Source organism: Streptosporangium sp. NPDC023825 (assembly GCF_040639575.1).
Lineage (GTDB): Bacteria > Actinomycetota > Actinomycetes > Streptosporangiales > Streptosporangiaceae > Streptosporangium.
The window spans coordinates 207,978-234,314 of the sequence record NZ_JBFAAE010000002.1; the positions used below are offsets into that span (position 1 = coordinate 207,978).

Consider the following 26,337-nt stretch of genomic DNA (forward strand, 5'->3'; position numbering starts at 1 on the left):
TCGAAGGATACCCCCCGACAGTATTTGAGGCAGCCTCGCGATCCGGATCCCCGCTACCCGCCGCCGACCACCTCGGCGGGCGGCGACGCGAGCTCCCAACCGCGCAGCAGACCCTGGGTGACGACCGTGACCGCGCAGCGCTGTGCGGCGTACGTGAGGGCCATGGTGTGGTGCTCCAGGGAGAAGTCGGCGACGGCGTCGGCGACGAGGAACGGCTGGAGGTCCTGCATGAAGGCGTCGCAGACGGTCATGAGACAGCCGATGTGCGCGTAGACACCGCAGACGATGATCTGGTCGCGTCCCATGGCCTCCATCCGGGCACGCAGGTCGGTCCTGCAGAAGGCGCTGTAGCGCCACTTGGTGAGCAGGATGTCGGGCCGCGCGGGAAGAAGGCTCGCGACGATCTCGCTCTCCCGGAGGCCGGGGATCCCCGGGCCCCAGAAGTCCTGGAGCAGGCCGCGCTCGTGTTCGCTCTGACCTCCGGGCTGCATCGAGTAGACGACGGGAACCCCTCGTGCGGCGCACGCCTCACGCAGGAGGCCGATGTTGGCGATGAGCCCGTCCAGCGGCGAGGCGTCGGCGGCGAAGGGGGCGAGGAAGTAGTTCTGCATGTCGTGGACCAGCAGGATGGCGCGGCACGGATCGGGGCGCCAGCTCACCCGGTTCTCGGGAAGATCGTCCTCCCCCGGCAGCGGGTAGGAGGCGATCTGGGGAAGGGCCACGGGCACTGTCTCCTTTCCTGCGGTGACGGATCTCTCCCGCGGTGGCGCGTCGTCTCCCGCGCCGGCGGATCAGCGGTCCTGGTCCAGGCCGACGGCGCGGAGCATGGTCTGGAACTTGGCGGTGGTCTCGGCGAGCTCGGTCTCCGGCACCGACCCCGCGACGATCCCCGCACCCGCGAACAGCCTCAGGGTGTGGTCGGCGACCTCGGCGCAGCGGATGGTCACGACCCACTCGCCGTCACCCGTCGCGTCGCCCCACCCGACCAGGCCCGCGTACAGGCCGCGGTCGAACGACTCGATCTCCTCGATGGCCTCGCGTGCGGCGCCCGCGGGCGTACCGCAGACGGCGGGGGTGGGGTGCAGCACCGTGGCCAGCTCCAGCGACGTGACCGCCGGGTCGTTCAGCACGCCGGTGATCCGGGTCGACAGGTGCCACATGGAGGCGGTGGACAGCGGCGAGGGCCCGGCGGGAACCGACAGCTCGCGGCAGTACGGGCGCAGCGCCTCCACGATGCTCTCGACCACCAGGGCGTGCTCGCGGAGGTCCTTGTCCGAGGAGAGGAGGGCGCGGGCCCGTTCGCGGTCGACGACGGGGTCCGGGTGGCGGGGCGCGGACCCCGCGAGCGGGTTCGTCGTGACCCGGCGGCCCGAGCGGGAGACGAGCAGTTCGGGACTGGCTCCCAGGAGGGTACGGGCGGTGTCGCTGCTCGACGGCAGGTCGACCGCGTAGCCGTAGGCCTGCGGGTCGCGCCGCATGAGGTTGCGCAGGACGCGGCCGACGTCGACGGGGGCGCCCAGGGTGACGTCCATGGTGCGGGCGAGCACGATCTTCTTGAGCTCCCCGGCGGTCAGCTTGGCCAGCGCCTTCTCCACGCCGCGCACGTAGTCGCCGGGATCGGAGACCGGGCCGAAACCGGTGAACGTCCCGCTGATCCGCTCGGGGGTGGCGGAGGGACCGGCCGGCGGGCTCGTCCAGCAGACGGCGGCGGGCACCAGCAGGCGCGCGGGACGGTCGTCGCGGAAGGGGACCGCGCCCACCACGACGGGGTTGGGGTGATCGGAGTCCATCGCGTCGCGCAGGGCGGAGGCGACGCGCCCTTGCAGGCTCGTCGTCCCGGAATCGGGAACCTCCTGGAGCACCCCCCGGGCGAGCAGGGTACGGGTCGGCGAGGTGAAGAAGAAGGTGCCGGGCTCGTAATCTCCCAGGAGGTCGGGCATTCGAGACATGGTGAGGGCGTCGTTCGACGGCATGGTGAAGAGGTCTCCTGTCGAGAGGGATCCAGGAACGGGAGGGGTGGCGCTACGACCGGAGCGTGGCGCCCCCGTCGACGTACAGGTCCTGCATGGTGATGTGCCTGGCACGGTCGGAGGCCAGGAAGAGGACGGCGTCCGCGATGTCGGCGGGATCGGCCAGCCTGCCGAGGGGGATGCCCACCCGGAAGGCGGCCGGCGATCCGTCGATGGCCGTCCGGGCGTCGTGGTCGCCGGTCCACAGGGCACGCTGCATGGGAGTGTCGGTGGAGCCGGGCGACACCACGTTGCAGCGGATGCCGTACGGCGCCAGCTCCAGGCCGAGGCACTTGGTGAACTGCGCGGCGGCGGCCTTGGAGGCGGCGTAGGCCGACATGTTCGTCCGGGGCACGCCCGCGGCGTTGGAACCCACGGTGACGATCGCCCCGGATCTGCGGGGGATCATCCGGCGGGCGACCGCGCGGGACAGGTGGAAGACCCCGCCGGCGTTGACGGCGAACGTGCGGGCCCAGTCGTCGTCGCTGATGGCGACGGCCGGTCCTGAGCAGAGCACTCCGGCGACGTTGACGAGCAGCCCGATCGGGCCGAGATCGGCCTCGACCCGTGCGACCGCGGCGTCGACGGCGACGCTGTCGGTGACCTGGCAGGGATAGGCGACCGCGGTGCCGAGCTCCGCGGCGACGCGCTCGACCCGCTCCGCGTTCACGTCGAGCGCGGCGACGCGCGTGCCCGTCGCGGTCAGGGCTCGCGCCACCGCCTCGCCGATGCCCTGTGCCGCACCGGTGACCATGGCCACCGCGCCTTCCGTCACCATGTCCTCGCCGTCCCCGCCGTTCTCGCAGTTCTCGCCGCCTTCGGCCTGTGCCGGTAGGCAGGCTAGCCCCATCACTTTGGGTCGCGCAGCAAAAACTTATAGTTACTTTTCACAGATCAGGAGGACATCACGGGTGTTAATGGGAACACTCCGACCCACCGGACATGGCGCTCGGGGGAGGCTCGGGCGGCGGGAGGGTCCTCCGGCGACGGCCCCGGGAGCGGGAGCCCGGTCCTCGGCCTCCGCCCTGGCTGGAGGGGCGAAGTGGCGCGTTTATATGCAGTCAACGTCGCGTCAACCGGTATGTCTTAACATCGTCCTTCGTGACAAGTCAGGATATTTCAGAGCAACAGAGGTATGTTCCCCCGGCGCCCCCCGCCGAACCCTCCGTAAGGACCGAACCTTCTGTGGGGGCCGAACCTCCCGTCGCGGAGGAGGACACCGGCGTCCTGGCGATGATCGAGCGCATCGGCTCGATCATCGTCCCGATCGGTGTCGCGCTCTACGCCGTCCTCTACCTCGGCGTGGAGCAGATGTACGGGGTGTTCAACATCAGCCCGCAGCAGGCGGGCATCGACCAGTCCGTCCTGCTCGGCCGGTTGATGGGGACGCTGATCCTGCTCCTGCTGATCGTCGTGCCGCTCCTCGGCCTCGTCGTCGGGTTCGGCTGGCTGATCGACAAGGTGACCCGCGGCGCGGTCGGGAGGTTCACGGCGGCCGTACGGCAACGTCCCTGGATCGCCGCCCTGATCGCCGCGCTGTGGTGCGGCGCGACCTACTGGGGCCTGTTGAGCCTCGTCGGCGACCTCGACATCGCTCCCATGGTCGTCGTGGCGGTGGGGCTGGGCGTGCTGACGTTCCTGGTGCCGTTCCGGCTGCTGCGCCGCAAGCCCGTCGGCCGCGCCGGCATGAAGGTGCTCACCGGCGCTCTCACGGGCATCGGCCTGGGGTTCCTGCTGATCCTGCAGATGGTCACGGGAGCGATCGAGGTCCAGGAGACGGGACAGGCCAACGACCTCCTGCCCTACGTCGGGTTCCAGGACCAGTGGACCGTCATCAAGAACGCCGAGAACGACAAGCCCCTCTACGAGGGCCGCTGGATGATGTTGCTCGGCGAGAGTGAGGGCACGTACGTCTTCTACGACTGCGACAAGCTGGACACCTTCCGGCGCCCGATCGAGACCACGAATCTCGGCAGCATCCAGCTCCAGCCCGAGCGGGAGGCCGGCTACAAGTGCGGCACGCTCGCCGAGCAGGACGGGCAGGCGCAGGCGGGCGAGGGCCAGTAGGGGCGCTCGATCCTCCCCTGCGGGTCTCCCATGTTTCGAGCTCTCCCTTTTCGAGTTCTCGAACTTCCCCGCGACGCCCGCCGGCGGCGGGACCCGATGCTCCGGGTCCCGCCGCCGGGGACGGCACGGGGGATCGGCACAGGAGATCGGCACGAAGGCCGGTTCCCGCACCGGTGCCGTCGAACGAGGCGCCGAGTCCGCACACCGCTGTCAGGACGGGACGCCAGGCCGGCACACCGCTGTCAGAACGAGATGCCAGGCCCGCACACCGCTGCCAGGACGGAACGTCGTGACGGCACACCGCTGTCAGGACGGGACGTGAATCCGGCACTCCGGCGTCAGGACGGGGTGCCGTCCGTACCGCACTTGATGACCGGGCGGATGCAGTCACGCACGCGACGCTCCATCTCGGCCACCGGCCAGGCGTTGAAGAAGTCGCCGTGCATCGTGTATCCGGGGCCCGACGCCAACCGGAAGTTGGCCGGGTTCCCGTTCACCGGGTAGCGCAGCACCTGGCGCAGCTTCGGCACCGGTACCGGGTGCGAGGCCGGGCAGGCCTGGCCGACCGGGTAGGCCATGTGACTCTTGTGGTCGGCCGAGTCCAGGTCCCTGCCGTTCCAGCACTGCGGGAAGTCCAGGTAGGACTCCATCATGGTGCCCGCCGGGCAGGTCACGAAGTCCTTGGACGGCGGGACGTGACCGGCGTGCAGGCACGACCAGCGGGCGTTGCTGGTCGGGTCGTTGGGGGTGGTCGCCTTGGCGTTGCCCGCGACGATCCGCAGGCCCAGCGGGAGCGGCTGGGTCCGGGCGACGATGTCGTCGCGCACGCCCTCACCCAGGTAGTAGAACGTGGTGATGGTCGGCTCCACCGGGGTGTTGCCGTTGTAGAGGGTCGGCACCCAGTACGACGACAGGTCGGTGCGCGGGTTGCAGTTGGTGGGGGAACTCTGCAGGGACGCGAGGGTCGTGTGGGCGTTGGTGGTGGTGCTGCCGAAGAAGCTGTGCATGTGCGACGCACCCGGCATGCCGGGGAAGATGATCGGGTCGTCGGGCAGCCGGTGGCTGAACGGGCAGTCGGCGAGGAACTCCGCCACCCGCACGACCGCGGCGGACGAACCCCCCGACTGGGCCTTCGACGTCGCGCTTGCCTGGGTGGTGTGGATGACGAGGGACGTGCCCAGAAGCGCCACTATGGCGGTCACCAGGGTCAGCGGGCGTAACCGGCTTCGTAGGCGGGCTGGGGAGAGTGCCGGGTGCATGGATGGGCTCCTTTTCGGGGGGGACTTTCGGCCGTTGGTGCTCCGGTTCCGGGGAGGGCTCCGGCACGGCTCGGGCGAGCCGTGCCGGAGGAGTGGGGATTACTTGTAGACGCGCACGTAGTCGACGAGCATCTGCTTGGGGAAGCCGGTGCCGGCGTCCGGCGGACCGGGCCAGTCGCCGCCCACCGCGAGGTTGAGGATGATGTAGAACGGGTGGTCGAAGACCCAGGGCCCGCGCGTCGCCTCGACCTGCTCCTTGCTCAGGGTGAGGACCGTCCGGCCGTCCAGGGTGTAGACGATGCCCTTGCTGTTCCAGGTGGCGGCCCAGACGTGGAAGTCGTCGGAGAGGTCCGCGCCGCTGGGCAGCGTGTACGGGGCGCCGATGCCGCCGCCGCCGTTGTAGGCGGGGGCGTGGATGGTCGAGTAGGAGGTCTTGACGTCCTTGCCGAGCACCTCGAGGATGTCGATCTCCCCGTTGTACGGCCAGGGCCTGCCGGTGAGGAAGTCGGCGCCCATCATCCAGAACGCCGGCCACAGGCCGTTGCCCTTCGGGACCTTGACGCGGGCCTCGACCTTGCCGTACGTGAAGGTGAACTTGCCGCCGGTGTTGATGCGGCCGGAGGTGTACTGGCAGGGACCGCCGGGGCAGGACGATCCGGCGGTGGTCTCCTGCCGCGCCGTGATGACGAGGTTGCCGTTGCCGTCCATGGCGGTGTTCTCGGGCTTGTAGTACTCAAGCTCGTTGTTCGGGCCGGTGCCCGGGTCCTGGGTCCACTTGGCCGCGTCGGGCCTGGTGCCCGCGCCGCCGTTGAACTCGTCACTCCAGACGAGCGTCGTCGGCGGGTCGGCCGGGTCCGGCGGGAGCGGCGGCGGCGTGATCGGGGCGCCACCGGTGCCCCAGACCTGGAACTCCCACAGCGAGTAGCCGTACGGGGTGGCGCGCTGGGTGCCGTACATGCGCACGTAGCGGCCGGTGCCGTTGACGGTCAGCGTCTGCTTGAAACCGGTGCCGGTGGTCGTGGAGTAGATCGGCGTCCAGGTGGTGTTGTTGTCCGAGACCTGGATCTGGAAGGCCCTGGCGTAGGCCGGGTCCCACTGGAGGACGACCTGCTTGATCTGCGCGGTCGCGCCGAGGTCGACGGAGATCCAGCCCGGGTCGACCCAGCCGGTGGTGGAGCTGGTCGCCCAGCGGGAGGCGGGATCGCGGTCGAACGCCCTGGCCGGGGTGCACTCCCAGCAGTTCCCGTCGCTCTGGGAGGTGGAGGCCGCGCCGGGCCTGCCGTAGGACAGCAGCTTGAGCGCGCCCGGGTCGGGATCAGGATCGGGGTCGACGCCGCCGATGGTCCCGTAGACCTGGAACTCCCACAGCGAGTAGCCGTACTGGGTGGCGCGCTGGGTGCCGTACACGCGCACGTAGCGGCCGGTGCCGCTGACGGCCAGCGTCTGGTTGCCGCCGGTGGCGGTGGTCGTGGAGTGGATCGGTGTCCAGGTGGTGCCGTTGGGCGAGGTCTGGATCTGGAAGGCCCGGCCGTAGGCGGCCTCCCAGTTCAGCGACACCTGCGTGATGGTCGCGCTGGCGCCGAGGTCCACCTGGATCCACTGCGGGTCGCTGAACCCGCTGGACCAGCGGGTGCCCGCGTTGCCGTCGACGGCCGCGGACGCGGGGAAGGCCACGTTCTCCGAGGACGAGGCGGTCGCCGTCTTGCCCTGGGAGAGCAGGGTGTCGGCGGCTTCCGCGGGCATGACCGCGAGACAGGACGTGACGAGGGTGACGGCCGCGGCTATCAGTAGCGCCATGCGGCGACCGGGACTTCGGGACGAGGGCATCGCGTCTCCTCGGGGGTGGGGGGTGCGTACCGGTATCGAGTCGGGGAGCGCTCTCTCAAGCAGAGATTGCTCTCGTCCGACACGGGCTGTCAAGTGTCCGTTTAACCAGGACGAAACGGGCCACACACGATCTGGCAATCAACCGTGCATCTCGGGGAGCGCTCCCGGGTAATCGTTTGCATCGTTACAACGGCCTGTGAACTGGGACTAAGAAGATTCTTCTCAGGGAGCGCTTTCCTGGATTTCCCCCGGCGGCCACCGCGAGGGAAAATCCGGCTCGATTCGGGGCATTGACAGAAATCCCCCTTCCGGTCACCCTTTGTGAGGGAGCGCTCTCTTCATGATCATCGACTAAGCTTGGGGAAGGGTGGGACCGCACGTTCAGGCACCACCGGTCAGCGGGCGGTACGAACTGCGGGAGAACCACATGAGACGACCCACCCTGGAGGCTGTCGCCACCCGGGCCGGCGTGTCCAAGTCAACGGTCTCCAGGGTGGTGAACGGCGAGCCGACGGTCGCCTCCGACATCCGCGACCTCGTCATGCGGGCGGTGAACGACCTGGGCTACATCCCCAACCCCGCGGCGCGCAGCCTGGTGACCCGGCGCACCGACTCCGTCGCGGTGATCGTCTCCGACCCGTCGGCCGGACTCGTCTCCGACGATCCGATGTTCTCCACCGTCGTGCGCGCGGCCAGCCGCGAGTTCGAGGCGGCGGGCAAGCAGGTCATGCTCATGCTCGCCGGCTCCGACGACGCCCGCGTACGGGCCCGGCAGTTCGTGGCCGCCCGCCACGTGGACGGGGTCATGCTCGTGTCGATGCACGGCGCCGACCCCCTGCCGGCGGCGCTCGCCGCCACGGGCGTCCCCCTCGTCTCCCACGGCAGGCCCACCTTCCGGCTGGACGTGCCGTGGGTCGACAACGACAACACCGGCGGGGCCGCCCAGGCGGTGCGGCACCTGCTGGAACGGGGACGGCGCCGGATCGCCACGATCTCCGGTCCACTGGACATGTCCGCCGCCCAGGACAGGATCGGCGCCTACCGCGAGGTCCTGAGCGAGACCGGACGGCGCTCGATCGTGGCCCTCGGCGACTTCACCCGGATCTCCGGAGCCGAGGCCATGGCGCAGCTGCTCGAGGACGACCCCGCGCTGGACGCGGTGTTCGCCGCCAACGACCTGATGGCGATCGGCGCCATGCGGGCGCTGCGCCGGGCGGGCCGGCGGGTGCCCGACGACGTGGCGGTGGTGGGGTACGACGACATCGAGGCGGCCCTTTACACCGATCCCCCGCTCACCACGGTACGCAGCCCCATGGGTGAGCAGGCCGCCGCCTCGGCCCGCCTGCTGCTCGGGCTGCTGAGAGGCGAGCTCGCCGCCCCGGTGATCCTTCCGACCCAGCTCGTGGTCAGGGAGTCCAGCTAGCCGGGAGTACGGCCGGAACGCTCGGTGGCCGGCCGGTTCGGGTCCGACGACACGAGGTGCCGGAAGGCATCGGGTGATGCACCGAAAAAAGGGCAGCAAAAACTAAATAATCCGCATGTTGACAGCTGTCTGGATAATCATCTGAAAAATCCAGACGGATAATAGGTGGCCGTCACCCCAGGGGCGCGAGTCCAGAGGGCGACCACTCTCCGAGCACACATGGCGGGAAAATCAAATAATCTGGACATATTCCTCCAATTGACGAATCCGTTTAAACCTCGTTAACGAGGGTTGCGCTTTGCCATGTCGATCATCGGGTAACTCCTGCTTGCCGCCACTATCGCGGTTTAAGCAATCCGACTCCCTTGAATCACAAAAGACATGGAACGCGATGACTTCTAGCGGCAGAAGACGGACTTCGATTATCAATTCCGGCAAACGTGCTCGAAACTGGCCCGTCGCGGCAACGATCGGCGCTGTTCTGGCGCTTTCCTGTCAGGCTCCGGCTGACGCCGTCACCGGCGTCACGGGAATCCCCTTCCTCGAAACGAGGACCGCCGGTGACGTGGCCGCTCCGGTTCGCGAGGCGACCGGAAGGTGTGACCGTTCGCGTATCCACGCGACGGGAACCGTCGCGCGAAAGAAGTGCAAGTGCGGGAGAAGGCGCTGCTGTTGCCGTGACGGCCGTGACGGCCGTGACGGCGAGGACGGGCTGCCGGGCATCGGGCTACGTGGCCCCACCGGTCCGGCAGGCCCGGCCGGGCCTGCGGGATCCACTGGCGCGGACGGCGCGACAGGACCTGCGGGACCTGCGGGACCTGCGGGTGCCGACGGCGCGGCGGGAGTCGCCGGACCGGCGGGACCGGCAGGGCCCGCCGGCCCTGCGGGCGCGGATGGCCTGGCAGGACCCATCGGACCAGCCGGACCGGCAGGACCCGCAGGAGCAGACGGCGCAGTAGGACCAGCCGGACCCGCAGGAGCAGACGGCGCAGTAGGACCAGCCGGACCGGCAGGACCCGCAGGAGCAGACGGCGAGATAGGACCCGCGGGACCCGCGGGAGCAGACGGCGCAGTAGGACCAGCCGGACCGGCAGGACCCGCAGGACCCGCAGGACCCGCAGGAGCAGACGGCGAGATAGGACCCATCGGCCTGACCGGAGTCGCCGGAGCGACCGGACCCGCGGGAGCAGACGGGGCACCGGGTCCCGCCGGACCGGTTGGGCCTGCTGGGCCTGCTGGACCCGCCGGGCCGGCGGGACCCGCGGGAGCAGACGGGGCGACAGGACCGGCAGGACCCGCGGGGCCGAGCCTCCCGACCACCAGGCAGGTCGCCGCGGGGACGCCGACTCTCGTTCCCGCTGACACAACGGTGACCGTTCTCGGCGGCGTATGCCCGGCGGGCACGCTCGTCGTCGCCGGAGAGTGGAGTGGCAGCGCCCTGGGGGTCGACGTGATCGCCTCCGAGTCTGTGATCGGCAACCGGTGGAGCGTCACATTCGCCAACGGCGGAGCGCTCCAGCCCACCGTGACGGTCTCCAGTTCGTGTGTCGGACCTGCGTAAGGGCCGTGCTTCCCGCGTCGTGCCTGGGCCGGCCTCACCTACGAGAGCTTCCCGGGCAGCGTGGGCGGGCCGGGGGCTCACGGTGCCGGAGCGGTCGAGGCGAAGGGGCTCGCGTGGTTCTTTCCCTCGGTCACGGAAAGCGGTTCACGGGAAGACCACTCGGGCGGCCTTGAGCCCGGCCGCCCCCCACGGCGTGGAAAGCAGCGGCGGACGCCGGATCCGGATCGGAAAATCGCTGGCGAAAACCGCACAGACCCTGTCGCGTGCCACAGCCGGTGGATCACACCATAATTCTCGCGGCACCTGAGAACCCTAAATTCCGGTCATTGCCCACAGGACAGGAAATCTCTGGAGAACACGGCTTTCAAGCTCAACAACCTGGACGCATCCTCGCCGTTGACGAATCCGTTTAAACCTTGTTAACGAGGGTTGCGCTTTGCCGTGTCGATCATCGGGTAACTCCTGCTTGCCGCCACCGCCGCGGTTCAAGAAATCCGATTCCCTGGAATCATAAAAGACATGGAATGCGATGACTTCTAGCGGTAGAAGACGGGCTCAAATCATTGATTCCGGCAAACGTGCTCGAAACTGGTCCGTAACAACAACAGCAATCGGTGCCGTCCTGGCGCTTTCCTGCCAGACGCCGGCCAATGCCATAACCGACACCACAGGCATCATTCCCCTCGACGCGCGGGACGCCGGTGGCGAGACCGTTCCGGTTCGGAGGGCGACCAGCCCGATGGACGACGCGCGCATGTTCCTGATGAGACCCCTCAAGCGGGAAGACTGCAAGTGCCAGGGGAGGCACTGCGCGTGTGACCGTGACCGTGACCGTCCCGGCAAGCACAGCCGTGCCGGCGGAAAGACCAGGGAAGGCCGCGACAGCGGAAGGAAACCGTCGAACCTCGGACTGCCGTCGGAGGCCGCGAACCCGGCGAACCCTGCCGGCCCGGCGAACCCTGCCGGCGAGGCGAACCCCGCGAACCCGGTTGAGGCGAGCCTTCCGGACGGCTCGTTCGCGCCGATGAGACCGATGGGACCCGAAGGACCGGCGGGCCCGATGGGCGCCATGGGACCGGCCGGACCGGCCGGACCGGCGGGAGCCACGGGAGCGAAGGGTGACACCGGCGCCCCCGGCGCACCGGGTGCGCCGGGTCCCGCGGGCGCGCTGGGGCCCATGGGCGCGACGGGCGCAATCGGCCCGGCAGGGCCCATGGGCCCGGCAGGCCCCATCGGCCCTGCCGGAGCCGACGGACTCACGGGACCGATCGGTCCGGAAGGACCGGCGGGAGCCGTCGGACCCGCGGGACCGGCAGGCCCGATCGGGCCGGAAGGACCGGCGGGAGCGGAAGGACCTGCTGGACCCGCCGGTCCGATCGGGCCGATCGGGCCGATCGGGCCGGAAGGACCGGCGGGACCCGCGGGAGCCACCGGCGCCCCCGGGCCCGCGGGTCCAGAGGGCGCGGCGGGGCCCGTCGGCCCCGCGGGCGAACCGGGCGCCGCCGGACCGGTGGGACCGACCGGCGCCACGGGAGCCGCGGGCACGCCCGGCGCCCCCGGCCCGGCGGGGCCCGCGGGGCCCGCGGGGCCCGCGGCGCCGACATCCGCCGTGTCCGTGGCGTACCTGCTTCTCGAACCGATCACCGCGTCGGTTCGGAGCGACGGGACGGCGCGGATCCGCGACCCGCGGACGACTCCACGCTGGCACGACCTTTCGACGGTCCCCGGCCATCCCACCGATGTGGTGGACGTCGCGGCGACGGTCCTTCAGGACGGCGCCCTTCCGTACCTGCACCTCACGGTTCAGAACTCGGCCGGTCAGGTCTCCTGGACGAAATGCCTGCTGGGCCGCCCGGTTCCGGTGACGGGAGGCTTCTTCGCTCCGGGAACGCCTCTCGGGCCTCCCGCGTACCCCGCCAACTGCGACAAGTTCACCAACGAGACACCGCCGGACGAGACACCGCCGGCCTGAGCCCTCGCGGAGCCTCACCGGACAGCGGAGAACGCCGTGCCCGGCACCGGCCGGGCACGGCAGGGGAACCGCGCGGAGGACGCCCGCCGATCGCGCGGCCCCCGGGTCGCGGGGCGCGTCAGTTCCGGACGAGGACCAGCCGTGAGGGGTCTTCTCCGGCCAGCGGGACGCGGAGCCTGCGCCTGGCGGCGACCGCCCGGTACGCGGCGGCGCACGCGTTCACACCCAGCGCGACGGCGACGAACAGGCCGAGGCGGAGCAGGTCCGGCCTGCCGAAGCTGAGCTCCCCGGCACCGTTGACCAGGAAGCCGGTACCGAAGAACCACGCCATGACGGCCGTCGCCAGCGCGACCCCGGCGCGGACCCCGCAGGCGGCGTGGGCGCACACGGCGATCACCATGATCAGCACGCGGCCGGCGGCCTCCGCCGGCGCGAGGAGCAGCGAGGCGGCCACGGTGGCGGCGACGACGGTGACGAATCCTCCGGCGAGCGAGAATCCCGCCGGTTCGGTCCCGAACATCGCCACCACTCCTTCATGAAACAGACATTCGTTGCGGAGCAGACATTTGCCGAGGGGCCGGTCTCTGCCCCTCCATGGAATCCCGGGAAATGCCCGCAGGCCAATGTCGATGTGTTTTCTTCACCCTTTCCCTACGTTCATTTGCGCCATTCCTCACCCGCCGCAGGTCTGCGTGGGCCGGCCTCCTACAGGCCCACGTCGCGGCGCATCAGGTCCTGCTCCATCTCCCTGCGGACGAGCAGCCTCGCCCGGCCGTCGCGTACGGCGACGACCGGGGGCCGGCCCATGAGGTTGTAGGTCGAGGCCATCGAGTGGTGGTAGGCCCCGGTGGCCGCCAGCGCGATGAGGTCGCCCGGGCGCAGGTCGGAGGGGAGCGGGACGTCCTCCGCGATCGTGTCGCCCGTCTCGCGGTGGTGGCCGGCGACCGTGAACGAGCGCGGCCCCTCGCGGGAGACGCGCCCGGCGAGCCGTACGGTGTAGCGCGCTCCGTACAGGGCGGGACGGGGGTTGTCGCTCATCCCGCCGTCGACGGCGACGAACGTCCGCGAGCCTCCGCGCTTGACCGCGACGACACAGTCGGGTGCGGTCACCCTTCGCCCGGGGAAACCGGTGGACTCGGGGAAACCGGTGGGAGGGGTCCCGGGGAACGTCCCCCCGGCGCGGGGAACCGGCCGGAGGGACGCTTGGGGCTTTCGCCGGCAGATCGGCGCGTTCCCGGCGGGTGCCTAGCGGGCACCCTCCAGGAGCTTCTCGGTGGCGACGAGGCGCACGCAGGTGGCGAGACCGGAGATGGCCAGTTCCAGCTCGTCGAGCTCGGGGTAGGTGGGGGCGATGCGGATGGTGCTGTCACGGGGATCCGTCGCGTACGGGTGGGTGGCGCCCGCGGGGGTGAGGGCGATGCCCGCCTCGCCCGCCCGCCGCACCACCTCGCGCGCGCAGCCCTCCAGCACGTCGAGGCTGACGAAGTAGCCGCCCGCGGGGCTGGACCAGGTCGCCAGGCCGCTGCCGCCCAGCTCCTTCGTGAGGATCGTCTCGACCGCGTCGAACTTCGGGCGGAGCAGCTCCCGGTGGCGGCGCATGTGCTCGGCCAGGCCGTTCTCGTCGCGCAGGAACTCCACGTGGCGGAGGTGGTTGAGCTTGTCGGGGCCGATGGTGCGCTTGGCGGTGTTCCCGAGCAGCCAGGCCACGTTGGCCGGGGACGACCCGAAGAAGGAGACGCCGGAACCGGCGAAGGTGATCTTCGAGGTGGAGCCGAACACGAAGACGCGGTCGGGGTTGCCGTTCTCCGCGCACAGCGCCAGGACGTCGGCGATCTCCGCGGGCGTGTCGGTCAGGTGGTGCACGGCGTAGGCGTTGTCCCAGAAGATCCGGAAGTCAGGGGCGGCGGCCGGCATGGCGGCCAGGCGCCGCACCGTCTCGTCACCGTAGGAGACACCGCCGGGGTTGCTGTACTTGGGCACGCACCAGATGCCCTTGACCTGGGGGTCGTCGAGCACGAGGCGCTCCACGACGTCCATGTCCGGCCCCTCGGCGTCCATCGGCACCGGGATCAGCTCGATGCCGAACCGCTCGCACAGGGCGAAGTGGCGGTCGTACCCGGGAACCGGGCACAGGAACGCGATCCGCGGCTCGTCGGCCCAGCGGCGCTCGGCTCCGGGCAGCGTCCCGAGCAGGGCGTGGACGATCGAGTCGTGCATCAGCGAGAGGCTGGAGTTGTCCGCGGCGACGAGCTGGGCGGCGGGCACCTGCAGCGGGCCGCTGAAGATCTCCCTGAGCTCGGCCAGGCCCTGGAGCCCGCCGTAGTTGCGGCAGTCGGTGCCGTCCGCGGCGGTGTGGCCGGCGGGCAGGTCCAGCAACGCCTCGGAGAGGTCGAGCTGCCGCGCCGACGGCTTGCCCCGTGTCAGGTCGAGGGACAGACCGCGCCGGACGAGCGCGTCGTAGTCACGCTGGGCACCGTCTCGCCGGGCGGTCAGCTCGTCGATGGTCAGGGCCGGAGAGGTCACGGGAGTTCCTTCGCCTGCTGGTGATCGGCTCCGGAGGCGGTCGGCGACCGGCTGGGAAGACGGTTGTGGAGCGGCTCCGAAGGTGGCCTGGTCGACTTCGAAGAATAGAAGACCACGACGCCCGATCGGAAGCCGGGCCGTGCGCGCCGCGCCGTCCCGGACGGCCGAACGCTCGATCATGCGCGTCATGTGACCGCCTCGCCATACGATCGCCGTATGGCGGAGGTCATGGTGCGTGACGGAACCTGGACGTTCGACGGTGAGATGCTGCGGATCGTCCCCGGTCGCGACCGGAGCGTGAAGAAACTGCGGCAGTTGCTGGGCGAGGTGCGGGTGCCGCTGGAGGCGGTGGCCGGCATCGCCTACGAGCCCGGCAAGAAGGGCGGCAGGCTGCGGCTACGGCTGCGCGAGGGCGCCGACCCGTTCAACCAGGCGGCGGGCGGGCGGATCGCCGACGCCGCCGACCCGTACCAGCTGGTCGTGGACGCCGACCGCACCGGCGCCGCCGAGTACTTCGTCGACGAGGTGCGCAACGCGCTGGTGATCGAGCAGGTGCCGGACGGTCCCTCGGAGCGCTATCTCATGCCGGGCCCCGCCCTGCCCGTGGTGGTTCCGGCGGGCGACGGCACGGCGACGTTCGACGGCGAGTCGATCCGCCTCGAATGGAGCTGGTCGACGGAGGAGGGCAAGAAGTCGGCCGGTCCCCAGCGGATCGCGCTGAAGGACCTGAACGGCGTGGAGTGGTTCCCGACCTCGGGCCTGGAGAACGGCTACCTCCGCTTCCACGTGAAGGGCGCGGCACCGCACAAGCTCGCTCCCAAGCACGATCCGCACTGCCTGGTCCTGTGGGGCTTCGACAAGGAGACCCGCACGACGGCGCTGCTCGTCGCCGCGATCGTCGCCAGGCTGCCGCACCCCTCGGGCGCCCGGCTGTCGGCCGCCGCGGAGCCCCCGGCGATCGAGGCCGCCTCACCCGCGGCACCCGCCGGCGACGACCCGGACTCGCTCCTGCGCCGCCTGCGCGAACTCGGTGACCTGCACAAGGACGGCATTCTCACCGACGAGGAGTTCACCACCGCCAAGCAGGCCCTGCTCCGCCGCTTCTGAGCGCACCCGCTTCTCACCGCACCCGCTTCTCACCGCACCCGCTTCTCACCGCACCCGCTTCTCAGGGCACCCGCTTCAGAACGGGTCCTCCCCCGCCCGGCCTCCGTACGGCCCTCGTCTGCGGGCGGCCGCGCCGGTGTCACCGGCACTGGGCGAGCATGACGGTCTTGTCCGCGCGGGTGACCGGCAGGTTGTACTTCAGGGCCACCTGGGCGAAGCGGACGACGTAGGCGCAGCGGACCCCGCGTACGGGAGGGAGCCAGGACGCCGGTCCCGAGCCGCCCTTGGCCTCGTTGGCGTCGCCGTACACCGGGAGGAGGTTGAGCGGGTCGTTGGCGATGCGCTTCCGCTTGGACAGCGGCCAGCGGGAGGCCCCCATCCGCCACTCGTAGGACAGCGGGACCACGTGGTCGACCTGGATCTCGTCGGAGCGCTTCTTGGTCCAGCGGACGATCCGGCCGGTGTAGGGATCGCGCAACTTCATGGAGACGACCACGCAGTCGGATCCGCGGCGGTAGCGCACGTTCTCGCCGTCGCGGGCCAGCAGGTCGTCGCGGGTACGGCAGCCGTTGCGCGCGTACGGCACTCCTCTGGCGGTGTCGGCCCAGTTCTCGCCGAACCTGGCCCGGCTGTAGCTGGCCTTGGAACCCATCGGCCCGACCCGGAGCCTCCCGATCAGCCTGACGGCGGTGCTCCGGTCTCCGGCCGACCTGACGGGCGCCAGCCCGGGGCCCATACCGTCCGGGTTGTCCAGCGGCGCGACCCGGGCCGGCGCGGCCCTCGCGCGCGTGTCGTCGTGTGTCGACAGTGAGAAGAGCACCGCGGCGCCGAGCATCACGGTGACCACCCCCCGCGTGCTCACCCATGCCTCCAGAAGGGTCTACAGGCTCGTGCTTGACCGATTCCCGGTAATTCCCTGGTTGACACGGGGGTGTCCGCTGGTTGAGACCGTACCGGAGGGCGGCCGGCCGGGGCTGGAGGCGGTCAGGGCTGGAAGCGGTAGCCCATACCCGGTTCGGTGAGCAGGTGGACCGGGTGGGCGGGGTCGCGCTCCAGTTTCTTGCGCATCTGGGCCATGTACTGGCGGAGGTAGTTGGTCTCCTTGCCGTAGGCGGCGCCCCAGACGTCGTTCAGCAGGCGGCGCTGGGTGATCAGCTTGCCGGGGTTGCGGACCAGGATCTCCAGCAGGCGCCACTCGGTGGGAGTCAGCCGCACGCCGCCGGAGACGGTCTTGCCCGCCAGGTCCACCTCGTGCTCGCCGATCACGAACCGGGCCGGTTCCTCCTCGGTGACCGAGGCGCGACGCGACACCGCGCGGATCCTGGCGAGCAGCTCGTCGACGCCGAACGGCTTGATGACGTAGTCGTCGGCGCCCGCGTCGAGGGCCTCCACCTTGTCGCGGCTCTCGGCCCTGCCGGACAGCACGATGATCGGGACGGTGGTCCAGCCGCGCAGCCCGTGGATGACCTCCACCCCGTCCATGTCGGGCAGTCCGAGGTCGAGCACGACCAGGTCGGGGTGCCGGTCGGCGGCCTGGCGCAGGGCGGCGGCGCCGTCGCCGGCCACGGCCACCTCGTACCCGCGGGCGGCCAGGTTGATCCGCAGCGCCCGCAGGAGCTGGGGCTCGTCGTCGACGACGAGGATGCGCGTCACAGGTTCTCCACAGGTGCGGGCGCGGCCCGGTGCCGCGGGAAGACGGGCAGGGTCAGGACCATGGTGAGGCCCCCGCCCGGCGTCTCGTCCGGTACGAGGGTGCCGCCCATGGCCTCCGCCAGCCCCCGGGAGAGCGCGAGGCCGAGACCGACGCCGGTGGCGTTGTCCCGGTCGCCGAGCCGCTGGAAGGGCATGAAGACCCGGTCGCGCGACTCCTCGGGGATCCCCGGCCCCCGGTCGACGACCCGGATCCCCACGTGTCCGCCGTCGTCGCCGTCCACGCTCGCCCCGACCAGCACGGCGACGCCCGGCGGGCTGTGGCGGACGGCGTTGGAGACGAGGTTGACCAGTACGCGTTCGAGCAGCGCGGGGTCGGCGGCGATCTCGGGGAGATCCTCGGGCAGGCGGTTCAGCACCCGGTCGTGCGGCGGGCCCAGTTCGTCGACGACCCGGGGGACGATCTCCTCGAGCGCCGTCGGCTGGAGCGTCAGCCCGAGCACTCCGGCCTGCAGGCGGCTCATGTCGAGCAGGTTGACGACCAGGCGGTCCAGCTTGGCCAGGGACTCGTCGGCCGTGGCGAGCAGTTCCTCCCTGTCGTCCGGCGCCCAGTCGACGTCGGTGGCGCGCAGGCCCTCCACGGCGGCCCTGGCCGAGGCGAGCGGGGTGCGCAGGTCGTGGCTGACCGCGGCGAGCAGCGCGGTGCGCATCCTGTCGGCCTCGGCGAGCGGGCGCAGCCGCCCCGCCTGCTCGGCGAGGCGGCGGTGGCGCAGCGCCACCGCCGCCTCGGCGGCGAACGCCTCCAGCACCCTGCGGCCGGACGTGCCGGGCAGCCACCCGCGTACGGCCAGTACCAGGTCGTCGTCGACGACCACGTCGGTGCCGGCGACGCCGGGACGGGTGGACGGTTCCCCGCCCCCGGTCGCCACGATCCGCCAGCCGTCCGAGCCGCCCGAACCATCGAGGCCGCCCGAGCCGGAGGAGCCGCCCGGACCGGAGGAGCCGGACGGACCGGACGGGCCGTCGGGCCGGCGTTCCAGCAGGGTGACGGAGGCCAGCCCGAAGATCTCCCTGAGCCGGGAGAGCAGGGACGGCAGCGCCGCCTCGCCCCGGAGCACGTATCCGGCGAGGGTCGCCAGCACCTCGGCCTCCGCGCCCGCGAGGGCGGCCTCCCTGGCGCGGCGGGCCGCCAGGTCGACGACCGCGCTCACCATGATCGCGACCAGCACGTAGACGACCAGGGCGAGCAGGTTCTCCGGTCGCGTCACGGCCAGCGAGTGGAACGGCGGCGTGAAGTACCAGTTGAGGAGGGCGAACCCGGCCACCGCGGCGGTGATCGCGGGCCACATGCCGCCGGTCAGCGCGACGCAGACCACCATCAGCAGGAACAGCAGTATCACGCTCGGCAACGTCGCGTGACCGATGCCCAGGAGGGCGGCGGTGAGCAGGGGGAGCCCGAGCAGCGCCGTCCCCCAGCCGGCGAGCCTGCGGGAGCGGGTGAGCGCGGCGCGCGACGGGCGGCGGCCGCCGGACCTCCCCGCCTCCTCGTGGGTGACCATGTGGACGTCGACGGTCCCCGAGGACGCGGCCGTGGTCACCCCGACCCCCCGGGACAGGGCCCGCGCGAGCCGTCCGCGCCGGGAGACCCCCAGCACCAGCTGCGTGGCGTTCACCCGCCGGGAGAAGTCCAGCAGCGCCCGCGGCACGTCGTCGCCCACGACCTGGTGGTAGCCGCCGCCCAGGCTCTCCACCAGCGCGCGCTGCCGGGCCAGGCGCGCCGGATCGGCGTTCGCCAGGCCGTCGGCCATCGTCACGTGCACCGCCAGCAGGTCCGCCCGCGGGGACCTGGCCGCGATCCGCGCCGCCCGGCGCACCAGGGTCTCCCCCTCCGGGCCTCCCGCCAGCGCCACCACCACCCGCTCCCGGGTCTCCCGCACCCCGGCGACGCGGTGCTCGGCGCGGTGGTGGCCGAGGCTGTCGCCGACCTCTCCCGCCACCCACAGCAGCGCCAGCTCGCGCAGCGCCGTCAGGTTGCCCGGCCGGAAGTACGTCGACAGTGCCACCTCAGCTCTCTCCGGCGCGTACACGTCGCCGTGCGCCATCCGGCGGCGCAACGCCTCCGGGGCCATGTCCACCAGCTCCACCTGCCCGGCCCGCCGCACCACCTCGTCGGGCACCGTCTCGCGCTGGACCACCCCGGTGATCTCCTCGACGGCCTCCCTGAGTGACTCCAGGTGCTGGACGTCGAGGGTGGAGACCACGTCGATCCCGGCCTCCAGGATCTCCTCCACGTCCTGCCAGCGCTTGGCGTTGCGCGAGCCCGGCACGTTGGTGTGGGCCAGCTCGTCGACCAGGACGACCTCCGGCCTCCGCGCGATGACGGCGTCCACGTCCAGCTCGCCGAACACGGCCCCGCGGTGCTCCGCCGCCGCTCGCGGGACGATCTCCATCCCCTCCAGCAGCCTCTCGACGCGCTCGCGACCGTGCGTCTCCACCAGCCCGACCACCACGTCCGTGCCGTGCTCCCCGCGCCCACGCCCCTCTGCCAGCATCGCGAAGGTCTTGCCCACCCCGGGGGCCGCCCCCAGGTAGACGCGCAGCCGTCCGCGTGCCATGCAGCTCGTTCCTCACCGATCGCCGAATCCCTGCCGGATGCCGGGCCGGACCCGGCCGTTCTCCCCTGAGGCCAGGCTACGGCGGGCGGTCTCCCGGCCGATCAGGTGACCCGGTGGGGGACGGCTGTCACGTCAGAGCCAGTTGCGCTTCTTGAACGCCCGGTAGAGCAGTACCGTGCCCACGATGATCAGGATCGTGGACGTCCAGAACCCAATGGACTGGGCGAAACCGGGGTAGGGCACGTTCTGCCCGTAGAAACCGGTGATCATCGTGGGCACCGCGATGATGGCCGCCCAGCTGGTGATCTTCTTCATGATGTCGTTGAGCCGGAACCCCTGCTGGTTCATGTGGGCCTCGCGGACGTTGCTCACCAGGTCCTGCAGCGACTCGCTCCACTCCGCGGTGCGCAGGGTGTGGTCGTAGATGTCCTGGTAGTACGGGATCAGCTTGGGGTCCAGGACGTCCTGCCTGCGCAGCAGGCTGCCCACGACCTCGCGCGTCGGCACCGCCAGCCGCCGGAAGCGCACCAGCTTCTTGTGCATCTCGAAGGTCCGGCGCTGGATGTGCGGCATGTCCCCGGGATTGTCCTGGAAGAGATCGTCCTCCAGCTCCTCGACCCGGTCGTCCACCCCCTGCAGCACCTCGAAGTAGCCGTCCACGATGTAGTCGAGCAGGCCGTGCAGCAGGTACGGCACCCCGAACCTGACCATCGCGGCATTGGCGTCCCAGCGCCTGATCACCTCGTCGATGTCGAACTCGGGGTTCTCCCGTACGGTGACCAGGGCGTTCTTGGTGGCGAAGATCGAGACCTCGATGAAGTCGATCCCCTTCTCCGCCGGTCTCGCCGCGTAGACGGTGACGAACAGGTGGCTGTCGTAGGTGTCGAGCTTGGGGCGCTGGTGGCTGTGCAGCGCGTCCTCGACCGCGAGGGGGTGCAGGCCCAGCTCCTCGCTGATCTTCGCCAGGTCCGCCTGCGTGGGCGAGCATAGGTCGAACCAGACGACGGCGGACTCGTCCTCCACGTGTTCGGAGATGTCGTCGATGGGAAAGCCCTCGGCCTCCAGGACGCCGTTGCGATACAGGCGGGTACGGTCCATGGGCGTCAACCTTAAACCTGCCGCGACAGGCCCGGAATCTCCGGGAGATCCGCATTTCCGCCCGCGAGACGGCCGTGATCCTTCAGGACGACCGTGATCCTTCAGGCCGCCGCGGAGGGGACCGGCCGCCCGGAACCGGCGGGTGCCGCGAGAAGGCGGCGGACGTGCCGCACGGCGGTGCGGCCGGCGCGGTTGGCGCCGACGGTGCTGGCGGAGGGACCGTAGCCGACCAGGTGGACCCGGGGGTCGAGGACGGCCCGGGTGTCCTCGACCCGGATGCCGCCGCCGGGCTCGCGCAGGCGCAGCGGGGCCAGGTGGCTGACGACGGGCCGGAAGCCGGTCGCCCAGAGGATCACGTCCGCCTCGACCCGGCGGGCGGGCCCGCCTGGCCCGGCGTCCCAGGCCACGCCCTCGGGGGTGATCCTGTCGAACATCGGCAGCCGGTCGAGGACACCCGCCGCCATGGCCGCCTCCACCTGAGGGGTCACCGGATAGCCGGTGGCCCCGACCACGCTGCCCGGTACGAGCCCGGCTCGGACGCGGGCGTCGACCCTGGCGACGGCCTCGCGGCCGAGGTTCTCGTTGAGCGGACCCCTGACGAAGGCGGGAGGGCGCCGGGTGACCCAGGTGGTCGTGGCGACCTCCGCGATCTCCATCAGGAGCTGCACGCCCGAGGCCCCGGCGCCGACCACCACCACGCGCATGCCCGCGAACTCCTCGCGGCTCACGTAGTCGGCGGTGTGGAGCTGGCGCCCCCGGAACGTCTCCTGGCCCGGATAGCGGGGCCAGAACGGGCGGTCCCAGGTGCCGGTGGCGTTGATCAGCGCGCGGGCCGACCAGTCACCGGCCCCGGTCTCCACCAGCAGCCGCCCTTCCGCGCCCTCCCGGACGGCCCGCACCTCGACCGGGCGGTGTACCGGCAGCTCGAAGGCCCGCTCGTAGGCGGCGAAGTATTCGGAGACGACCTCGGCCGAGGGCCGGGTCGTGTCGACGGCGCCCAGCGGCAGCCCCGGCAGGTCGTGCACGTGGTGGGTGGCGCCGAGGGTGAGGGACGGCCAGCGGAACTGCCACGCGCCGCCGGGCCGGGGGGAGCGGTCGAGCACCGTGAAGTCCAGCCCGGCCCGGCGCAGGAAGTAGGCGCTGGAGAGCCCCGCCTGCCCCGCGCCGATGACGACGACGTCGATGTTCGTGGCGTTTCGTGGCAGCTCGTCCTTCACATTCCCTGGCAACCATGGGGATCCGATGAATAATCCCGCTCGCCGAGGGCAGCAGTGGCTACCACAACAGCCAAAGCCTGAGGTGGTAGCCACATGATAGTGCTGGGACTTCTCTTGATCGTACTCGCGGGTGCGACCGTGATCGCGGTCTCCTGGGACGAGACCGCAGCATCGACCACCACCGCTTCGTTCACCGTGTTCGACCGCCTGTTCCAGTTCACCCAGCTGGAGCTCTTCTTCGCGGGCGTGGCCACCGGAGCGGTCTTCCTGCTCGGCCTGGGGATGATGTTCTCCGGTATGCGGCGCTCGGCCGCGAAGCGTCGCAACCTCCGCGCCTCGCGGATGGAGGCGCGTGACCGCGTCACCCGCCTGGAGGAGGAGAAGCGGGAGCTGGAGCGCAAGCTCGAAGAGACCCCCGCGACCGCGGCTCCCGCGACCGCCACGACCACGACCCCCGTGGTCGACCGTGACCGCGACGGCGTCGACGACCGCGTCGAGGACACCGCGCCCCACCCCCGGGTCGAGGTGCCCCGTCAGTCCTCCACCGACCAGCTCGTGGCCGGTCGCCACGGACGCTCGGACCACCGCTAGTCACACCCTCTCTCAGCCGGTGCGCCCCGCAGGCCGCACCGGCTGAGGCATGTACGGACCTCCCTCGCCCGCGTCCGGACCCCGATCCTGATCCCGATCCGGCACGGTCTCGTCCACCGGCCCCTCGTCGGCCGGGGTCCGAGCGGATTTCCCGCGACGGTGCAGGAGCGTCATGAGCCCGCCCGCGACGAGCCCCCAGAACGCGGCGCCCACGCCCAGGAGCGTCAGTCCCGACGCGGTGACCACGAAGGTGACGACCGCGGCCTCCCTGCCCTCGGGGTCGGCGACGGCCGAGACGACGGCCGAGACGAGCGCGCCGAGCAGGGCGAGGCCGGCGACGGCCTCGACGAGCAGCGGCGGGGAGAGCAGCACGAGCGCGGTGGCCAGCCCCGAGCCGATCCCAAGGACGATCATCGAGACGCCCGAGGCGACCGAGGCGATCCACCGGCGGGCCGGATCGGGGTCGGCGTCGGGTCCGGCGGACAGCGCGGCGCTGATCGCCGCCAGGTTCACCGCGTGGCCGCCCAGCGGGGCACCCAGCGTGCTCGCCAGGCCGGTGGAGACGAGGATCCCGCGCAGCGGGGGACGGTAGCCGTACCCGGCGAGGACCGCCATGCCCGGCACGTTCTGCGAGGCCATGGTGACCAGGAACAGCGGGAGCGCGATGCCGACCATCGCCTGGGCGCTCCAGGACGGGGCGGTCACCTCCAGTACCGGCCGCATGTCCACCGCGCCCAGCCCGGGACCGGTCAGCGCGATGGCGACGACGGCGACGAGGAGTGCCACCGGGATCGCCCATCTGCGGGCGAACCTGCTCAGCAGCGCCCAGGTGAGCACGACGGGACCCGCCGTCAGAGGTATCTCGGCGAGCGCCCTGACCGGCGCGACACACAGGTCGAGCAGGACCCCGGCGAGCATGGCACCGGCGATCGGCGTGGGGATGGCCGCGATCCACCGGCCCAGGACGGGGAAGAGACCGGCGGCGGTGAGGAGGAGTCCCGAGACCGCGAACGCCCCGACCGCGACGGGAAAACCGCCCTGCACGGTCCCGGTCGCGACCAGCAGCGCCGCCCCCGGGGTGGACCAGGCCACGACGATCGGGATGCGCTGCCGCAGGCCCAGCCAGACGGCCACCACGCCGTTGGCCACGCAGAGGGCGAGGAGCCCCGACGCCGCCTGCCGCTCGTCGGCGCCCACCGCCCTGAGCCCTGCCAGGACCACGGCGAAGGAACTGGCGAAACCGACCACCGTGGTCACCACCCCGGCCAGCACGGGTTGAAGCATGCGTGTCATGTTCGATCCTTGGGGGATGACGCCGACCGTTCCGTAAACGGAACGGCCCTCATGCTGCACGATAACCCCATGGACTCCGGAGCACAAAGCCCCAGGCCCGGCGTGGACGGCGGCACGCCCGACATCGGGCGGCGGATCCGCCGGCTGCGCGAGGAGCGCGGCATCTCCCTGTCCGCCCTCGCCCGCGCCGCCGGTGTCGGCAAGGCCACGCTCTCCGGCCTGGAGAACGGCACCCGCAACCCCACCCTGGAGACCCTCTGGGCGATCACCGCCGAGCTCGGCGTCCCCCTGGCGATGGCCGTCGGCACCCCGCCGCCGGTGGACGCGAGCGGGAGCGGGACCGGGACCCGGGCGATCCCCGTCGTCCACGGCACGGCCGTCGAGGGGACGCTGCTCCAGGTCTTCGAGGACGAGGAGGTCACCTACGAGCTCTACCGGGTGGTGCTCCGGGCGGGGACGACGCAGGTCTCGCCCGCCCACCACGAGGGTGTCACCGAGCACGTCACCGTCTTCGCCGGAACGCTCAGCGCCGGACCGGTCGAGGCTCCCCTGCGGGCCGGTCCCGGCGAGCACATCTCCTGGCGGTCGGACGTCCCGCACGCGTACGCCGTCCTCGGTGACCGGGACGTCCACGCCAGCCTGCTCATCCGCTACCCGCGCCGCTGACCCCGGCGGGCCTCGGCGGACCCGATCGCATTCCTAAAACACGTAAAAAGTAATATTTCCCCCATGACACCACGGTCCATGGCGATTCTCTTCTGGGCCACGGGCGTGGTGGCCTACGTCATCGCCGTCTTCCACCGGCAGTCGCTGGGCGTGGCGGGCATCGAGGCCGCGGCCAGGCTCGGCGTCGGCGCGGCGGGACTCTCGGTCCTGGCCATGTGCCAGCTGCTGGTCTACGCGGGCATGCAGGTGCCCGTCGGGATACTGGTCGACCGGCTCGGGTCCAAGCGCATGCTGGTTATGGGTGCCGCGGTGATGGCCTGCGGCGAACTCGTCTTCGCCCTGGCCGGAGGGCTGCTGCCGGGGATCGCCGGGCGGGCGCTGATCGGGTGCGGGGACGCGATGACGTTCATCAGCGTGATCAGGCTGGTCGGCCTGTCCTTCCCCGCCCGCCGCAACCCGCTGATGGTCCAGCTCACCGGCCTGCTCGGCCAGCTCGGCGCGATCGCCTCCGCGGTCCCCCTCATCTACTCCCTGCACACGTACGGCTGGACGCCGACCTTCCTGGGCGCCGCCGCCCTGGGCTTGGTCTCCGTGTTCCTGCTGGTCACGGTGCTGCGCGACCCCCGCCCCGAACGTACGGGGGAGCCACCGGGCCTGAAGGCCGCCTGGGCCGAGCCGGGCACCCGGCTGGGCATGTGGACCCACGCGGCCACCCAGTGCTCGGCCGCGGCGTTCCTGCTGCTGTGGGGGTATCCGTTCCTGGTCCAGGGCCAGGGACTGGCGCCCGCGACGGCGGGCGTGCTGCTGACCACGCTGACCCTGTGCGGCATGGTGTGCGGGCCGCTGCTCGGCTATCTCGCCGGGCGGTTCCCCTTCCACCGCTCCCGGATGGTGCTCATCGTGATCGGCACCACCGCCGGGGCGTGGACCGCCGTACTGGCCTGGCCGGGACGGGCGCCGTTGTGGCTGCTGGTGGCGCTCGTGGTGGTGCTGGCGGCGAACGGCCCCGGGTCGATGATCGGCTTCGACTACGCCAGGACCTTCAACCCGGCCACCCGGATCGGCGCGGCCACCGGCATCGTGAACGGCGGCGGCTTCGTCGCGTCCGTGGTGGTGATCGCCCTGATCGGCGTCACCCTCGACCTCCTGGGCGGCACCGGCCTGGACGCCTTCCGCTGGGCGTTCGCCACCCAGTACCCGATCTGGGCGCTGGGCGCCGTCCAGGTCGTCCGCTACCGGGGCAAGGCGCGGCGCCGCCCGCTCCCGGCCGCCGCCGCCGTCCAGGCGAGCTCCTGACGACCCGGTTCCTCCTGACGACCCCGGTTCGGACGAGCCGCCCGGCGGACCCCGGCTCATCTCACGGAGGACCCGGGCTCGGACGAACCTCGCGACGAACTCCAGGTCAACCGATCCCCGGAAATCCCGGTCCTGACGATCGTCGCGAAAGCCCCGGGTCAAC

22 protein-coding genes are annotated in these 26,337 nt (G+C 71.3%); 8 read left to right on the forward strand and 14 right to left on the reverse strand.

The features are described 5' to 3' along the window. Window positions 1-53: 53 nt before the first annotated feature. From AB0G15_RS02750 to AB0G15_RS02760, 3 genes are all read right to left on the reverse strand, one after another. Window positions 54-722 carry an isochorismatase family protein gene (locus tag AB0G15_RS02750; RefSeq protein WP_362834714.1) on the reverse strand — a complete coding sequence of 223 codons (669 nt, stop codon included), beginning with the start codon at window positions 720-722 and terminating at the stop codon, window positions 54-56. Between the two features lie 69 nt (window positions 723-791). Beyond that, window positions 792-1,973: an isochorismate synthase DhbC gene (gene dhbC, locus AB0G15_RS02755; protein ID WP_362834715.1), complete on the reverse strand. Its 1,182-nt coding sequence runs from the start codon at window positions 1,971-1,973 to the stop codon at window positions 792-794. Window positions 1,974-2,022: 49 nt separating this feature from the next. After that, window positions 2,023-2,787 carry a 2,3-dihydro-2,3-dihydroxybenzoate dehydrogenase gene (locus AB0G15_RS02760; protein WP_362834832.1) on the reverse strand — a complete coding sequence of 255 codons (765 nt, stop codon included), beginning with the start codon at window positions 2,785-2,787 and terminating at the stop codon, window positions 2,023-2,025. 407 nt (window positions 2,788-3,194) lie between these two features. Here AB0G15_RS02760 and AB0G15_RS02765 point away from each other — a divergent pair, with 407 nt between their 5' ends. Beyond that, on the forward strand, window positions 3,195-4,076 hold the full coding sequence (locus AB0G15_RS02765; protein ID WP_362834716.1) for a hypothetical protein: 882 nt from the start codon (window positions 3,195-3,197) through the stop codon (window positions 4,074-4,076). Window positions 4,077-4,414: 338 nt separating this feature from the next. Here the strand turns inward: AB0G15_RS02765 and AB0G15_RS02770 are convergent, their stop codons facing one another. Together AB0G15_RS02770 and AB0G15_RS02775 are read right to left on the reverse strand one after the other, a co-directional pair. After that, a complete protein-coding gene (locus AB0G15_RS02770; protein ID WP_362834717.1) occupies window positions 4,415-5,278 on the reverse strand; it encodes a DUF1996 domain-containing protein in 864 nt (287 codons plus the stop codon). A 156-nt stretch (window positions 5,279-5,434) separates the two neighbouring features. Next, window positions 5,435-7,132: a discoidin domain-containing protein gene (locus AB0G15_RS02775; RefSeq protein ID WP_362834718.1), complete on the reverse strand. Its 1,698-nt coding sequence runs from the start codon at window positions 7,130-7,132 to the stop codon at window positions 5,435-5,437. 457 nt (window positions 7,133-7,589) lie between these two features. On the opposite strand from AB0G15_RS02775, the gene AB0G15_RS02780 reads away from it, so the two are divergent. The 3 genes from AB0G15_RS02780 to AB0G15_RS02790 all read left to right on the forward strand — a co-directional run bounded on the left by AB0G15_RS02780 (window position 7,590) and on the right by AB0G15_RS02790 (window position 12,118). Beyond that, window positions 7,590-8,585, forward strand: coding sequence for a LacI family DNA-binding transcriptional regulator (locus tag AB0G15_RS02780; RefSeq protein WP_362834719.1), 996 nt, complete (start codon window positions 7,590-7,592; stop codon window positions 8,583-8,585). 677 nt (window positions 8,586-9,262) lie between these two features. Then, window positions 9,263-9,544, forward strand: coding sequence for a hypothetical protein (locus AB0G15_RS02785; protein ID WP_362834720.1), 282 nt, complete (start codon window positions 9,263-9,265; stop codon window positions 9,542-9,544). 2,217 nt (window positions 9,545-11,761) lie between these two features. Continuing rightward, window positions 11,762-12,118: a hypothetical protein gene (locus AB0G15_RS02790; protein WP_362834721.1), complete on the forward strand. Its 357-nt coding sequence runs from the start codon at window positions 11,762-11,764 to the stop codon at window positions 12,116-12,118. Window positions 12,119-12,236: 118 nt separating this feature from the next. Here the strand turns inward: AB0G15_RS02790 and AB0G15_RS02795 are convergent, their stop codons facing one another. The 3 genes from AB0G15_RS02795 to AB0G15_RS02805 all read right to left on the reverse strand — a co-directional run bounded on the left by AB0G15_RS02795 (window position 12,237) and on the right by AB0G15_RS02805 (window position 14,641). Further along, entirely contained in the window at window positions 12,237-12,638 is a 402-nt protein-coding gene (locus AB0G15_RS02795; RefSeq protein ID WP_362834722.1) for a hypothetical protein, read from the reverse strand. Between the two features lie 185 nt (window positions 12,639-12,823). Continuing rightward, a complete protein-coding gene (locus AB0G15_RS02800) occupies window positions 12,824-13,228 on the reverse strand; it encodes a hypothetical protein (RefSeq protein ID WP_362834723.1) in 405 nt (134 codons plus the stop codon). Window positions 13,229-13,363: 135 nt separating this feature from the next. Continuing rightward, a complete protein-coding gene (locus tag AB0G15_RS02805) occupies window positions 13,364-14,641 on the reverse strand; it encodes an aminotransferase class I/II-fold pyridoxal phosphate-dependent enzyme (RefSeq protein ID WP_362834724.1) in 1,278 nt (425 codons plus the stop codon). 216 nt (window positions 14,642-14,857) lie between these two features. Here AB0G15_RS02805 and AB0G15_RS02810 point away from each other — a divergent pair, with 216 nt between their 5' ends. Then, on the forward strand, window positions 14,858-15,748 hold the full coding sequence (locus tag AB0G15_RS02810; protein ID WP_362834725.1) for a DUF4429 domain-containing protein: 891 nt from the start codon (window positions 14,858-14,860) through the stop codon (window positions 15,746-15,748). A 139-nt stretch (window positions 15,749-15,887) separates the two neighbouring features. Here AB0G15_RS02810 and AB0G15_RS02815 read toward each other — a convergent pair whose 3' ends face one another. The 5 genes from AB0G15_RS02815 to AB0G15_RS02835 form a co-directional block, all read right to left on the reverse strand. Next, window positions 15,888-16,610 (reverse strand): HNH endonuclease family protein, encoded by a 723-nt coding sequence (locus AB0G15_RS02815; protein ID WP_362834726.1) that lies wholly within the window; start codon window positions 16,608-16,610, stop codon window positions 15,888-15,890. A gap of 122 nt (window positions 16,611-16,732) precedes the next feature. After that, entirely contained in the window at window positions 16,733-17,401 is a 669-nt protein-coding gene (locus tag AB0G15_RS02820; protein WP_362834727.1) for a response regulator, read from the reverse strand. Beyond that, window positions 17,398-20,013 (reverse strand): DUF4118 domain-containing protein, encoded by a 2,616-nt coding sequence (locus tag AB0G15_RS02825; protein WP_362834728.1) that lies wholly within the window; start codon window positions 20,011-20,013, stop codon window positions 17,398-17,400. Before AB0G15_RS02825 ends, AB0G15_RS02820 begins: the two co-directional genes overlap by 4 nt. A 132-nt stretch (window positions 20,014-20,145) precedes the next feature. Beyond that, window positions 20,146-21,111, reverse strand: coding sequence for a magnesium transporter CorA family protein (locus AB0G15_RS02830; protein ID WP_362834729.1), 966 nt, complete (start codon window positions 21,109-21,111; stop codon window positions 20,146-20,148). A gap of 101 nt (window positions 21,112-21,212) precedes the next feature. Further along, the gene (locus tag AB0G15_RS02835) at window positions 21,213-22,328 is read right to left on the reverse strand and encodes an FAD-dependent oxidoreductase (protein ID WP_362834730.1); all 1,116 of its coding nucleotides are present in this window, start codon (window positions 22,326-22,328) and stop codon (window positions 21,213-21,215) included. Window positions 22,329-22,442: 114 nt separating this feature from the next. Here AB0G15_RS02835 and AB0G15_RS02840 point away from each other — a divergent pair, with 114 nt between their 5' ends. After that, window positions 22,443-22,919 (forward strand): hypothetical protein, encoded by a 477-nt coding sequence (locus AB0G15_RS02840; RefSeq protein ID WP_362834731.1) that lies wholly within the window; start codon window positions 22,443-22,445, stop codon window positions 22,917-22,919. A 12-nt stretch (window positions 22,920-22,931) separates the two neighbouring features. On the opposite strand, the gene AB0G15_RS02845 is transcribed toward AB0G15_RS02840, so the two are convergent. Further along, a complete protein-coding gene (locus AB0G15_RS02845; protein ID WP_362834732.1) occupies window positions 22,932-24,212 on the reverse strand; it encodes a benzoate/H(+) symporter BenE family transporter in 1,281 nt (426 codons plus the stop codon). Between the two features lie 69 nt (window positions 24,213-24,281). Here AB0G15_RS02845 and AB0G15_RS02850 point away from each other — a divergent pair, with 69 nt between their 5' ends. Together AB0G15_RS02850 and AB0G15_RS02855 are read left to right on the forward strand one after the other, a co-directional pair. After that, window positions 24,282-24,878, forward strand: coding sequence for a helix-turn-helix domain-containing protein (locus tag AB0G15_RS02850; RefSeq protein WP_362834733.1), 597 nt, complete (start codon window positions 24,282-24,284; stop codon window positions 24,876-24,878). A gap of 63 nt (window positions 24,879-24,941) precedes the next feature. Next, a complete protein-coding gene (locus AB0G15_RS02855) occupies window positions 24,942-26,174 on the forward strand; it encodes an MFS transporter (protein WP_362834734.1) in 1,233 nt (410 codons plus the stop codon). Window positions 26,175-26,337 lie beyond the last annotated feature (163 nt).

Bases quoted from the DNA above. Each gene is read 5' to 3' on its own strand.
- AB0G15_RS02775 (WP_362834718.1), bottom strand. From the start codon at position 7,132: ATGGCGCTACTGATAGCCGCGGCCGTCACCCTCGTCACGTCCTGTCTC.
- AB0G15_RS02830 (WP_362834729.1), bottom strand. From the start codon at position 21,111: ATGGACCGTACCCGCCTGTATCGCAACGGCGTCCTGGAGGCCGAGGGC.
- AB0G15_RS02825 (WP_362834728.1), bottom strand. From the start codon at position 20,013: ATGGCACGCGGACGGCTGCGCGTCTACCTGGGGGCGGCCCCCGGGGTG.
- dhbC (WP_362834715.1), bottom strand. From the start codon at position 1,973: ATGCCGTCGAACGACGCCCTCACCATGTCTCGAATGCCCGACCTCCTG.
- AB0G15_RS02795 (WP_362834722.1), bottom strand. From the start codon at position 12,638: ATGTTCGGGACCGAACCGGCGGGATTCTCGCTCGCCGGAGGATTCGTC.
- AB0G15_RS02845 (WP_362834732.1), bottom strand. From the start codon at position 24,212: ATGACACGCATGCTTCAACCCGTGCTGGCCGGGGTGGTGACCACGGTG.
- AB0G15_RS02850 (WP_362834733.1), top strand. From the start codon at position 24,282: ATGGACTCCGGAGCACAAAGCCCCAGGCCCGGCGTGGACGGCGGCACG.
- AB0G15_RS02855 (WP_362834734.1), top strand. From the start codon at position 24,942: ATGACACCACGGTCCATGGCGATTCTCTTCTGGGCCACGGGCGTGGTG.
- AB0G15_RS02810 (WP_362834725.1), top strand. From the start codon at position 14,858: ATGGCGGAGGTCATGGTGCGTGACGGAACCTGGACGTTCGACGGTGAG.
- AB0G15_RS02780 (WP_362834719.1), top strand. From the start codon at position 7,590: ATGAGACGACCCACCCTGGAGGCTGTCGCCACCCGGGCCGGCGTGTCC.
- AB0G15_RS02760 (WP_362834832.1), bottom strand. From the start codon at position 2,787: ATGGTGACGGAAGGCGCGGTGGCCATGGTCACCGGTGCGGCACAGGGC.